Below are 12,632 nucleotides of genomic sequence, written 5' to 3' on the forward strand. Positions count from 1 at the left end.
TCAGCCAATCCGCTCGCGGCGGCCCAGGATGCCCTGCGGCCGGAACATAATGATCACAATCAGCACGACAAGGGCGCCGACGTTCTTGAGCTCGGTCGGGATCCACAGCGTGGACAGCTGCGTCGCCAGACCGACGACGAGGCTGCCGAGCAGGGCGCCGAACGCCGTGCCGAGACCGCCGAGGGTGACCGCGGCGAACACCAGCAACAGGATCTGGAAGCCCATCTGGTAGTTGACGCCCTGGAACAGGCCCAGCATGACACCGCTGAGCGCGGCCAGCGCGCCACCGATCGTCCAGACCAACCGGATGATCGCGTCGACACTGATGCCGGAGGCCGCCGCGAGCGCCGGGTTGTTCGACACCGCGCGGGTGGCCTTGCCCAGCCGGGTCTTGGTCAGCGCCAGCGACACCACGACCAGGACGACGATCGCGATGGCGTCCATGACCAGGTTCTTCGGGGCGACCGCGATGGGGCCCAGGTCGATGCCGGGCTGCGCCACGTACTCCGCGTACTGCACGGTGGTGCCACCGAAGATGTACAGGTAGACGTAGCGGAGCACCAGGGCCACGCCGATCGAGATGATCATCATGCTGATCAGGCCGGTCCGGCGGGTACGCAGCCAGCCCCAGAACACCCGGTCCTGGAACCAGCCGAAAGCGCCGCCGACGACCACCGCGAGGATCGCCGAGATTACGACCGGCACGTTCCACCACACGTTGAGGACGAAGCAACTGAGCGCACCGAAGGTGATCAGCTCACCGTGCGCGAAGTTGGTCAGGCCCATGGTGCCGAAGATCAGCGACAGGCCGAGCGCGGCCAACGCGATGATCAATCCGAAGTGGATGCCGGTGTAGATCAGGTCGAGCACCCGTTCCAGCTGCGACGGGCCCTCGCTTTCGGCCGGTTCGCTTCCCGGCGCGGCGGCAGTTCCCAGCGGGAAGAGCACGTTCCGCGCGGCGCCCTCGAAGACCGTCAGGGTCAGGCTCGGGCGACCGTTGGCGACGGTCACGCCCTGCGGGAGCGTCGTGGTGTCCAGGTCGACCTTGTAGGTACCGGGCCCCTTGACCGGCACGGACCACTTGCCGTCCGCGGCGGAGGTCGCCTTACCGGCCGATGTGCCGCTCTCGTCGGAAACGTTGATGACGACGCCGGCCACGGGCTGGCCGGCGTTGGTCAACGTGCCTTGCAAAGACTCACCTGCGGCCAGTGCGCTTGTGGCGCCGAACCCCAAGGAGGTCAACACAAATCCGAGAACGGCCGTGAAGATGATCACGGCTCTACGCAACGATGCTCCTCGTGTTTAGCAGCAGAAATCCCCGCAAGACCTGTGTCGCGAAGACTGGCCGGGATCATAGCTTCACCTAGGAGCCAACCAGCTGGCCGTTATCGAGCCGTTACCAGCTTCGGCAGCCGGTCAAGAGCCAATACGCGACCGGTGGCTACTCGGTCGAGGGCGTATCACCCTCGGCTTCCTTGAGGATCCGATCCGCCACTTCGCGCATCGTCATGCGGTGGTCCATGGCCGTGCGCTGGATCCATTTGAATGCCTGCGGCTCGGTCATCGCATACTTCGTCATCAGCTCGCCCTTGGCGCGCTCGACCGACTTGCGGGTCTCCAGGCGGTCGGTCAGCCCGGCCACCTCGGACTCCAGCGCGGCGATCTCGGAGTAACGCGACAGCGCTATCTCGATCGCCGGCACCAGGTCGGACTTCTGGAACGGCTTCACCAGGTAGGCCATCGCACCCGCGGCGCGGGCCCGCTCGACCAGGTCTCGCTGGCTGAACGCCGTGAGGATGACGACCGGCGCGATGCGCCCGCCGGCGATCCGCTCGGCGGCGGCCAGGCCATCCATGATCGGCATCTTGATGTCCAGGATCACCAGGTCCGGCTTCAGCTCCTCGGCCAGCCGGACGGCGGTCTCGCCGTCCCCGGCCTCACCGACGACGTCGTAGCCCTCCTCGACGAGCATCTCGGCGAGATCCAACCGGATCAGGGCCTCGTCCTCGGCGATGAGCACCCGCCTGCGCTCGGCACCAGCCTGCGTGTCGGCCACGGAACCTCTTCCCCCAACCCTCTTCTGTCGCGACACCCCGGTATCTGGGTGTCACCCTCCCCAGCGTAGTAGGTAGGCTGTCTCTCGCTGAGCTTGGCATCACCGCTTCCAACGGTGCGGCCACTGCACTGTCCCCGTAGACCAACCGGCAGAGTCGATGGACTCAAAATCCATTCAGTGTGGGTTCGAATCCCACCGGGGACACCAGAAATACCACCTCGCGGCCCCGCCTGGCGAGCACCGCATTCACCGTTGACCACGCGGTGACACGAGACACATTTACCGGAAACATTCGCCGCGTCATCGAGGGTCCGGGCGGCGGCGCGGCGGGACGCGGGGAGCCGCCCGCGGCGGCACCGGAGAAAAGAAATCCGGCTATTCCGGTACGTCCATTACCCCGCACGAAAATGCTCTCACAAGGCGTGCGTCTCCCGGGCAATCTGGGCGAACGCCCCGCCACGGCCTGCCCCGGATGCTGTCATGGCAAGGACAGCATCAGCGGGAGGCCTCATGTTGTGGTCCGGTTCGTCGCCACTGACCGTCACGCGCGGGAGCATGTGGGGATTCCTGATGTTCGCCGCCGCCGCGTGGCTGGTCGCCGGCTGGAGCGTGCTGCGCCTGGAGCCGGCCGACATCACCACGGTGGCCGGGCCGATCGTGCTGTTCGGCGCGGTGTGCGAGGCGCTGCGGGCACTGGCCGGCACCGCCACCTGGTGGCTGAACGCCGGCCTGGCCGTACTCTTCGCCGCCACCGCCGTGGTCATGATGCTCAGCGACGACGGCAGCTGGACCACCACGGCCGCGCTGACCGGCTGGTACCTGCTGGTCCGCGGCGCGGTCGACGTGGCCACCGGGACCATGACCCGCGGTACCGACCGGGTGTGGAGCCTGATCGTCACCGTCGGGGTGCTGGAGACCGCGCTCGGCTTCCTGGCCGCGAGCCCGCTGGCGCGCAGCGGGCAGAGCATCGTGGTGATCATCGGTGCTCTGGGCGTGCTGCGCGCGGTGGCCGACCTGGTGACCGCGCTGCGGTTGCGGGAGATCGCGACGAAGCACCGGGACCTCCGGGAGCAGCCGGCGGAATGGGCCGCCGGGCAGGCCGGCTATGCCGCCGGCGTGACCGATTTTGCGGGTGCCAGGCGGAAGCCGGCCAAGCACCGGGCGCGGGAGGACCGCATCGCCACGGAGGCCGCGCCGCACGAGGAGTCGTTCCACGACCGGGTGCTGCGGACCACCGCGGAGCTGGACACGATGCTGGCGCAGGCCGGCGTCACGGGGCCGCGGGCGGGCGCACCGGACCGCAAGAACCCGCCGCCGGCGCCGGACACACCGAAGGGCGTCGAGAGCGCCCCCGCCGGAAACGCCGCCACGCCGGAGCATCCGGCGGGCGGCCGCTAGGAAGTCCTGTCCCCCGGCCCCGCCGGTGGCGGATCCGATGAAACGGCCGGTCGCCAGGCCGGGATCCATCACCGACGGGGTCCTCGCAGAGCCAACGGGTGCGCGCAGAGCCAACGGGTGCGCGCAGAGCCAACGGGTGCGCGCAGAGCCAACGGGTGCGCGCAGAGCCGACGGGTCTCCGCACAGCCGACAGTCCGCGCAGAGCCAAGGGGTCTCCCCGCAGCCGACAGTCCGCGCGAAGCCGAGGGGTTTCCCCGCAGCCGACAGTCCGCGCAGAGCCGAGGGGTCTCCGCACAGCCGACCGGTCCGCGCGAAGCCGACCGGTCCGCGCGAAGCCGACCGGTCCGCGCGAAGCCGACCGGTCCGCGCGAAGCCGACCGGTCCGCGCGAAGCCGACCGGTCCGCGCGAAGCCGACCGGTCCGCGCGAAGCCGACCGGTCCGCGCGAAGCCGACCGGTCCGCGCGAAGCCGACCGGTCGGCGCGGAGCTCAGGCGCCGACGCGGCGCAGCAGGCCCTCCTGGACGGCGCTGGCGATGTGCCGCCCGTCCCGGGTGAACATCCGCCCGTTCGCCAGGCCGCGGGAGCCGCTGGCCGACGGGCTCGCGCTGTCGTACAGGAACCACTCGTCGGCCCGGAACCCGCGGTGGAACCAGAGCGCGTGGTCGAGGCTCGCGCCGACCACACCGCCCGGCCCCCACACCTCGCCGTGGTACGAAAGCACCGCGTCCAGCAACGACAGATCCGAGGCGTAGGTCAGCGCACACGCGTGGATCAGCGGGTCGTCCGGCAGCTTGCCGTCCACCCGCATCCACACCCGCTGCTGCGGGTCGGCGTCCCGGTCGCCGGGCGGCACCCAGCCGGGCTGGCCGATGTAGCGCACGTCGACCGCCTGCGGGCTGGCGTTGAACGCGGCCCGCCGGCTCGGGTACTTCGTCACCCAGTCGCGCATGGTGGGGACGTCCTCCGGGGCGGGCACCCCGGACGGCGCCGGCTCGTGATGGTCCAGGCCCTCCTCGAGCAGCTGGAACGACGCCGACATGAAGAAGATCGTCTTGCCGTGCTGCTTGGCGGTGGACCGGCGGACCGAAAAGGATCGCCCGTCCCGGATCGTCTCCACATGGAACGTGATCGGTTCGGTCGGGTCACCGGGCCGGACGAAGTAACCGTGCAACGAGTGCACGTTCCGCGCCGGATCGACCGTCCGCCCGGCGGCGATCAGCGCCTGCCCGGCGACCTGGCCGCCGAACACGCGCTGGGCACCCGTCTGTGGACTGTCCCCGGTGAACGTGGCCGCGTCGACCTGCTTCAGGTCGAGGATCTCCAGAAGCTGGTCGACGGCGGCCTGACCCTGCAGGGGTTGCGTCATCCGGCGGACGGGCCCACAAGGGAGCCGAGCTGGTGCACGCGCAGGGTGTTGGTGGAACCGGGCGCGTTCGGCGGGGAACCGGCCACGACGACCACGTAGTCGCCGGGCTTGGCCAGGCCGAGACCGAGCATCTTGGCGTCCACCTGACGGAACATGTCGTCGGTGTGCTCGACGAAGTCGGTCAGGAAGGTCTCCACACCCCAGCTCAGCGCCAGGGTGTTGCGGACCTCGGGGACCGGGGTGAACGCGTAGAGCGGCAGGTCGCAGTGCAGCCGGGCGAGACGGCGCACGGTGTCACCGGTCTGCGAGAACGCGACCAGCGCCTTGGCGCCGATGTTCCGGGCGATCTGCGAGGCGGCGATGGTCAGCGCGCCACCGTGCGTCTTCGGGTCGTGCTGCAGGCGCGGGACGCCGAACTGCCCGTTCTCGGTGGTGCTGACAATCTTGGCCATCGTGCTGACCGTGAGCACCGGGTACTTACCGACGGAGGTCTCGCCGGAGAGCATCACCGCGTCGGCGCCGTCGAGCACCGCGTTCGCGACGTCGGACGCCTCGGCGCGGGTCGGCCGCGAGTTCTCGATCATCGAGTCGAGCATCTGGGTGGCGACGATGACTGGCTTGGCGTTCTCCCGGCACAGCTGCACGGCGCGCTTCTGCACCAGCGGGACCTGGTCCAGCGGGAGCTCGACGCCCAGGTCACCGCGGGCGACCATGACGCCGTCGAAGGCCAGGACGATCGCCTCGAGGTGGGTGACCGCCTCCGGCTTCTCCACCTTGGCGATGACCGGGACGCGGCGACCCTCCTCGTCCATCACCTGGTGGACGAGCTTGATGTCCTCCGGCGAGCGGACGAAGGAGAGCGCGACCAGGTCGACGCCGAGCTTGAGCGCGAAACGCAGGTCCTCCTCGTCCTTCTCGCTCATGGCCGGGACGCTGACCGCGACGTTGGGCAGCGAGACACCCTTGTTGTTGCTGACCGGGCCGCCCTCGGTGACCAGGACCTGGATGTCGTTACCCTCGACGGCGGTCACCTCGACCGCGACCTTGCCGTCGTCGATCAGCAGGCGGTCACCGACCTTCACCTCCTGCGGCAGCTTCGTGTAGGTGCAGGAGACCCGCTCCCGGGTGCCTACGATCTCGTCGCCGGTGATGACCACCCGGTCGCCGGTCTCCCAGCGGTGCGGGCCGTCGGCGAACTTGCCCAGCCGGATCTTCGGGCCCTGCAGGTCGGCGAGGATCGCGACCGCGCGTCCGGCCTCATCGGCGGCGGCACGGACCAGCTCGTACATCTCCCGGTGGTTCTCCCGGGTGTCGTGGCTGAAGTTCATCCGGGCCACGTTCATGCCCGCCTCAACCAGGCCGAGCATCCGCTCAGGAGACTTGGTTGCGGGGCCCATCGTGCAGACGATCTTTACGCGGCGTGTCACGGCCATCAGGCTAATCCTTCTCCTGGGGCGGCTCGGCGGCCGACCCCCGTCCTCGGCATGAACTGCGGGTGTCGACGGCGAGCTCAACCGGAGGAAATCACGGGTTCGCTGCGTCGTCCGCGGGCTTCAACGACCGCCGGACCAGCTTAACGGTCGCCTCGCTGCGACCGCCGCCACATGCCGCAAGACCTTCGCCGGTACGCCGAAGACGGCGCTGACCAGCACGGAAAGGGGCCCGTCACCCCCATTCGGGTGACGGGCCCCAATGAACGTTCACTCAAACGGTGAGCGGTTCCTGGTCCGGGCGGACCGGCGCGGGCAGCTCGCCCGCCGCACCCAGGTAGTCGTGGATCGCTGCGGCCGCGGACCGGCCCTCGGCGATCGCCCAGACGATCAGCGACGCGCCCTTGTGCATGTCACCGGCGACGAAGACGCCCTCGGCGTCGGTCTGCCAGCCGCTGTCCGCGTCCAGCACGTTGCGCCGGTTGCGGGTCAGGCCGAACTGCGCCAGCAGCGGCTGGTCCTCCGTGCCCTCGAAGCCGATCGCCAGCAGCACCAGGTCGGCGCGCAGCTCACGCTCCGAGCCCGGCACGACGGTGACCGTGCGGACCCCGTCGACCCGCTGCACCGAGACGTCGGCCAGCCGGATCGCGACCAGGTTGCCGTTCCCGTCGCCGACGAACTCCTGCACGGCCACGCCGAAGACGCGGTCGCCACCCTCCTCGTGCGCGGCGTAGTTGCGCAGGATCATCGGCCAGGTCGGCCACGGGTCCTTCAGACCGGTCCGGTTCTCGGGCGGCAGCGGGTACTGGTCGAGCTGCGTGACCGAGGCGGCGCCCTGGCGGTGCGCGACGCCGAGGCAGTCTGCCCCGGTGTCGCCGCCGCCGATGATCACCACGTGCTTGCCCTTGGCGTCGATCGGCGTGGTCTCCTGCAGGCCGGCCACGATCCGGTTGGCCGGGACGAGGTGATCCATCGCCAGGTGGACACCGTTCAGGTGCCGGCCCGGGGTCTCCAGGGTGTCCCGGCCGGCCAGCGCGCCCGCGGCGAGCAGCACCGCGTCGTACCGTTCCCGCAGGTCGTCGGCGGTGATGTCGACACCGACCTCGACCCCGGGCTGGAACTCCACGCCCTCGGAGGCCATCTGCTCGAGCCGCGCGTCGATCACGTGCTTCTCGATCTTGAAGTCCGGGATGCCGTACCGGAGCAGGCCGCCGATCCGGTCGTCACGCTCGTAGACGGTGACCGCGTGGCCGGCTCGCGCCAGCTGCTGGGCGGCGGCCAGACCGGCCGGGCCGGAACCGACCACCGCGATCGACCTGCCCGACGCCACCGGCGCGGGCTGCGGCACCAGACCCCGCCCGAAGGCGTGGTTGGCGATCTCCACCTCGACCTGCTTGATGGTCACCGGGTCGTCGGCGATACCCAGCACGCAGGCCGCCTCGCACGGCGCCGGGCAGAGCCGGCCGGTGAACTCCGGGAAGTTGTTGGTGGCGTGCAGCGACTCCGCCGCCGTCTCCCAGCTCCCGGTGCGGACCAGGTCGTTCCAGTCCGGGATGCGGTTGCCCAGCGGGCAGCCGTCGTGACAGAACGGGATGCCGCAGTCCATGCAACGGGTCGCCTGGTCCCGGATCAGCTCCTCGCCCGCCGGCGGGTAGACCTCTTTCCAGTCCATGATCCGCACCGGGACGGGACGCCGCTTGGGCAGCTGCCGCTCGTAGCGAAGGAAACCGTTCGGATCAGGCACTGGTGACCCCCATGACCGCCTCGTCCACGTTGCGACCGGCGGCTTCGGCGGTCCTGATCAGCTCCATAACGCGCTTGTAGTCACGCGGCACCACGGCGGTGAAGCGCTCGACCGCGGCCGGCCAGTCCTTCAGCAGCCGCTCGGCGACCGCCGACTCGGTCTCCGCGTGGTGCTTCTCCACCAGCGAACGCAGCAGGCCGCGCTCCTCGTCGGTGAGCGGCGCCAGGTCGACCAGCTCCGGGTTCACCAGATCCTGGTTCAGCTCGAGCACGAACGCCTTGCCGCCGCTCATGCCGGCGGCGAAGTTGCGCCCGGTCGGGCCGAGCACCACGACAGTGCCACCGGTCATGTACTCGCAACCGTGGTCACCGACGCCCTCGACGACCGCGACACCGCCCGAGTTGCGGACCGCGAACCGCTCGCCGACCCGGCCACGCAGGAACAGCTCGCCCGCGGTCGCGCCGTACAGGATGGTGTTGCCGGCGATCGTGTTCTCCTCGGCGACGAACGACGCGTCCTCGGCCGGCCGCACGATCACCCGGCCGCCTGAGAGGCCCTTGGCGACGTAGTCGTTGGTGTCGCCGATCAGCCGCAGGGTGACGCCGCGCGGCAGGAACGCCCCGAACGACTGGCCACCGGTGCCCCGGAGGGTGAACTCGATGGTGTCGTCGGGCAGGCCGTTGCCGCCGTACCGCCGGCTGACCTCGCCGCCCAGCATCGCGCCGACGCTGCGCTGGTCGTTACGGGTGGTCACGGTCGCGCGCACCGGGGTGCCCTTGATCAGGGCCGGCTGCGCGAGCGCGATCAGCTCGTTGTCGAGCGCCTTCTCCAGGCCGTGGTCCTGGGCCACCACGCCGCGGCGGGACGCGCCCTCGGGCAGCTCGGGAACGTAGAGCACCGGCGACAGGTCGAGACCCTTGGCCTTCCAGTGGTCGATCGCCTCGACCACGTTCAGCACCTCGGCGTGGCCGATCGCCTCCTCGATGCTGCGGAAGCCCAGCTCGGCCAGGAGCTCGCGGACCTCCTCGGCGAGGAAGAGGAAGAAGTTCTCGACGAACTCCGGCTTGCCGGTGAACCGCTCGCGCAGCACCGGGTTCTGCGTGGCGATGCCGACCGGGCAGGTGTCCAGGTGGCAGACGCGCATCATGATGCAGCCGGAGACGATCAGCGGCGCGGTCGCGAAGCCGAACTCCTCGGCGCCGAGCAGGGCCGCGATCACCACGTCCCGGCCGGTCTTGAGCTGGCCGTCGACCTGCACGGTGACCCGGTCCCGCAGCTTGTTCAGCAGCAGCGTCTGCTGCGCCTCGGCCAGGCCCAGCTCCCACGGGGTGCCGGCGTGCTTGAGCGAGTTCAGCGGGGACGCGCCGGTGCCGCCGTCGTGGCCGGAGATCAGGATGACGTCGGCCTTCAGCTTGGCCACACCGGCCGCCACCGTGCCCACACCGATCTCGGAGACCAGCTTGACGTGCACCCGGGAGGCCGGGTTGACCATCTTGAGGTCGTGGACCAGCTGCGCCAGGTCCTCGATCGAGTAGATGTCGTGGTGCGGCGGCGGCGAGATCAGGCCGACGCCCGGAGTGGCGTGCCGGGTCTTGGCGATCCACGGCCACACCTTGTTGCCGGGCAGCTGGCCGCCCTCGCCGGGCTTCGCGCCCTGCGCCATCTTGATCTGCAGGTCGTCCGCGTTCACCAGGTATTCGCTGGTGACGCCGAAGCGGCCGGAGGCGATCTGCTTGACCGCGGAGCGGCGCTCCGGGTCGTACAGCCGCTCGACGTCCTCGCCGCCCTCACCGGTGTTCGACTTGCCGCCGATCCGGTTCATCGCGATCGCCAGGGTCTCGTGCGACTCGGCGGAGATCGAGCCGTAGCTCATCGCGCCGGTGGCGAACCGCTTGACGATCTCGCTGGCCGGCTCGACCTCGTCGATCGAGACCGGGGCGCGGTCGCTATCGAAGCGGAACAGGCCACGCAGCGAACCGGCCTGGCCGGCCAGCTCGTCGACCTTCTCGGTGTAGCGCTTGAAGACGTCGTACTGCTTGCTGCGGGTCGCGTGCTGCAGCAGGAAGACGGTCTCCGGGTTGAACAGGTGGATCTCACCCTCGCGGCGCCACTGGTACTCGCCGCCGACCTCGAGCCGGCGGTGCGTCCGCTCGGCCTGGTTCGCCGGGTACGCCTTCTCGTGCCGCGCCTTGACCTCGGCGTGGATCCCGGCCAGCCCGACGCCGCCGATCCGGCCCGAGGTGCCCGCGAAGTACCGCTGGAGCAGCTTGTTGTCCAGGCCGACGGCCTCGAACACCTGCGCGCCGCAGTACGAGGACACCGTGGAGATGCCCATCTTCGACATGATCTTCAGGACGCCCTTGCCGAGCGCCTTGACGTAGTTGCGGACCGCCTTGCGCGGGTCGATGCCGACCAGCACGCCGGTGGCGATCAGGTCGTCCACGCTCTCGAACGCCAGGTACGGGTTGACCGCCGCCGCGCCGAAGCCGATCAGCACCGCCGCGTGGTGCACCTCGCGGCAGTCGCCCGACTCCACCACCAGGGCCACCTGGGTGCGGGTCTGCTCGCGCACCAGGTGCTGGTGCACCGCGGCGGTGAGCAGCAGCGACGGGATCGGCGCCAGGTCCGCGTTGGAGTCCCGGTCGGAGAGCACGAGGATGCGCACCCCGTCCTCGATCGCCTCGGACACGTGCCGGCAGATCTGGGTGAGCCGCGCCTTGATCCCCGCGGCACCGTCACGCAGCGGGTAGAGCCCGGAGACCCGGACCGCCTTGAAGCCCGGCAGGTCGCCGTCCTCGTCGATGGAGAGGATCTTGGCCAGCTCGTCGTTGTCGATCACCGGGTACGGCATGGCGATCTGCCGGCAGCTCACCGGTCCCGGGTCCAGCAGGTTGCCCTCCGGACCGATCGTCATCGCGAGGCTGGTGACCAGCTCTTCCCGGATGGCGTCCAGCGGCGGGTTGGTGACCTGGGCGAACAGCTGGTGGAAGTAGTCGAAGAGCAGCCGCGGGCGGGTGGAGAGCGGCGAGATCGGGGTGTCCGTGCCCATCGAGCCGAGCGGCTCGGCACCGCTCCGCGCCATCGGCGCGACCAGAATCTTCAGCTCTTCCTCGGTGTAGCCGAATACCTGTTGGCGACGGAGCACCGAGTCGTGGGTGTAGATCACGTGCTCACGCGGGGGCAGGTCGGCGAGCTCGATGAGGCCGGCGTGCAGCCACTCGGTGTAGGGCTCGGCGGCGGCCAGCTCGGCCTTGATCTCGTCGTCGTGCGCGATCCGCCCGGCAGCGGTGTCGACGAGGAACATCTTGCCCGGCTGCAGGCGGCCCTTGGCGACCACCTCGGCCGGGTCCAGGTCGATGACGCCGGCCTCGGAGCCGAGCACGACCAGGCCGTCGCGGGTGTGCCACCAGCGGCCGGGGCGCAGGCCGTTGCGGTCCAGCACCGCGCCGATGACCGTGCCGTCGGTGAAGGCGACCGAGGCGGGGCCGTCCCACGGCTCCATCAGGCTGGCGTGGAAGCGGTAGAAGGCGCGCCGAGCCGGGTCCATGACCGGGTCGTTCTCCCACGCTTCCGGGATCATCATCAGCATCGCGTGCGGCAGGCTGCGACCGGCCAGGTGCAGCAGCTCCAGCACCTCGTCGAAGCTGGCCGAGTCGGAGGCCTCCGGCGAGTTGATCGGGAACAGCCGCTTGAGGTTGCCGGGGATGTTCCTGGTCGCCAGCAGCGCCTCGCGGGCCGCCATCCAGTTCTTGTTGCCACGGATGGTGTTGATCTCGCCGTTGTGCGCGATCAGCCGGTACGGGTGCGCCAGCGGCCACGACGGGAACGTGTTCGTCGAGAACCGGGAGTGCACCAGGGCGATGGCGCTCGCGACGCGCTCGTCGGAGAGCTCCGGGAAGAACTCCGGCAGCTGCTCGGGCGTGAGCATGCCCTTGTACGTGATGGTCCGCGCGGAGAGCGAGGGGAAGTACGCGGCGACACCGCGCTGCGCGGTCTCCCGCTCCGCCTGCTTGCGGATGCAGAACGCCACCCGGTCCAGCTCGATGCCGGACAACCGCTCACCGGCCCGGCCGGCGGGCGAGTCGACGAGCCGGTGCGCGGCCAGGAAGACCTGGCGGATCGCCGGGCGCGCGTCCTCGGCGGTGGCGCCCAGGCCGGCCGGGTTCACCGGGACGTCGCGCCAGCCGAGCAGGTCGCCGCCCTCGACCAGGGCGTACTTCTCGAAGACCTTGATCGCGCGGGCGGCGTCGTCGGGATCGGTCGGCAGGAAGACCAGACCGGTCGCGTAGTGGCCCGCCGGCGGAAGGTCGAAGTCGGTGATCGCGCGGTAGTACTCGTCCGGGATCTGAACCATGATCCCGGCGCCGTCGCCGGTGTTCTGCTCGGCGCCACGCGCGCCCCGGTGGTCCAGGCGGATGAGCGCCGACAGGCCCTTTGCCACCACGTCGTGGCTACGACGGCCATGAATGTCGGCAACAAAGGCCACGCCACAGGCGTCACGTTCGTACGCCGGGTTGTACAACCCCTGGGGGTGCGGATATGCCACCGGGCCTCCTGTCGTCTCTGGTGTTTCGGATCAAGGTCGGGACGACGTCGGCCCTGCAAAGTCTCTTGAGTCTACGTTAAGAGACACTGAT

Annotated in this window: 7 protein-coding genes and 1 tRNA gene; 2 read left to right on the forward strand and 6 right to left on the reverse strand. The window is 70.0% G+C overall.

The window, feature by feature from the left end; all coding sequences use genetic code 11:
- Nucleotides 1-1,191 (reverse strand): branched-chain amino acid ABC transporter permease, encoded by a 1,191-nt coding sequence (locus CHC09_RS07560; RefSeq protein ID WP_239138169.1) that lies wholly within the window; start codon nt 1,189-1,191, stop codon nt 1-3.
- A gap of 250 nt (nt 1,192-1,441) precedes the next feature.
- On the reverse strand, nt 1,442-2,056 hold the full coding sequence (locus CHC09_RS07565) for an ANTAR domain-containing response regulator (protein ID WP_089292247.1): 615 nt from the start codon (nt 2,054-2,056) through the stop codon (nt 1,442-1,444).
- A gap of 130 nt (nt 2,057-2,186) precedes the next feature.
- On the opposite strand from CHC09_RS07565, the gene CHC09_RS07570 reads away from it, so the two are divergent.
- Together CHC09_RS07570 and CHC09_RS07575 are read left to right on the forward strand one after the other, a co-directional pair.
- Nucleotides 2,187-2,263 (forward strand) — tRNA-Leu (locus CHC09_RS07570).
- Nucleotides 2,264-2,566: 303 nt separating this feature from the next.
- The gene (locus CHC09_RS07575) at nt 2,567-3,454 is read left to right on the forward strand and encodes a hypothetical protein (RefSeq protein ID WP_089292248.1); all 888 of its coding nucleotides are present in this window, start codon (nt 2,567-2,569) and stop codon (nt 3,452-3,454) included.
- Between the two features lie 488 nt (nt 3,455-3,942).
- On the opposite strand, the gene CHC09_RS07580 is transcribed toward CHC09_RS07575, so the two are convergent.
- From CHC09_RS07580 to gltB, 4 genes are all read right to left on the reverse strand, one after another.
- Entirely contained in the window at nt 3,943-4,821 is an 879-nt protein-coding gene (locus CHC09_RS07580; protein ID WP_089292249.1) for an acyl-CoA thioesterase, read from the reverse strand.
- The gene (pyk, locus tag CHC09_RS07585; RefSeq protein ID WP_089292250.1) at nt 4,818-6,254 is read right to left on the reverse strand and encodes a pyruvate kinase; all 1,437 of its coding nucleotides are present in this window, start codon (nt 6,252-6,254) and stop codon (nt 4,818-4,820) included. Before pyk ends, CHC09_RS07580 begins: the two co-directional genes overlap by 4 nt.
- A gap of 271 nt (nt 6,255-6,525) precedes the next feature.
- Complete coding sequence (locus CHC09_RS07590; RefSeq protein WP_089292251.1) at nt 6,526-7,995, reverse strand: glutamate synthase subunit beta; 1,470 nt, start codon at nt 7,993-7,995, stop codon at nt 6,526-6,528.
- Nucleotides 7,988-12,541 (reverse strand): glutamate synthase large subunit, encoded by a 4,554-nt coding sequence (gltB, locus tag CHC09_RS07595; protein ID WP_089292252.1) that lies wholly within the window; start codon nt 12,539-12,541, stop codon nt 7,988-7,990. Before gltB ends, CHC09_RS07590 begins: the two co-directional genes overlap by 8 nt.
- Nucleotides 12,542-12,632 lie beyond the last annotated feature (91 nt).

Origin of the sequence: Actinoplanes regularis, from assembly GCF_900188005.1 — a bacterium.
Lineage (GTDB): Bacteria > Actinomycetota > Actinomycetes > Mycobacteriales > Micromonosporaceae > Actinoplanes > Actinoplanes regularis.

Coding starts and splice junctions, on each gene's coding strand:
- CHC09_RS07575 (WP_089292248.1), top strand. CDS start 2,567: ATGTTGTGGTCCGGTTCGTCGCCACTGACCGTCACGCGCGGGAGCATG.
- CHC09_RS07580 (WP_089292249.1), bottom strand. CDS start 4,821: ATGACGCAACCCCTGCAGGGTCAGGCCGCCGTCGACCAGCTTCTGGAG.
- pyk (WP_089292250.1), bottom strand. CDS start 6,254: ATGGCCGTGACACGCCGCGTAAAGATCGTCTGCACGATGGGCCCCGCA.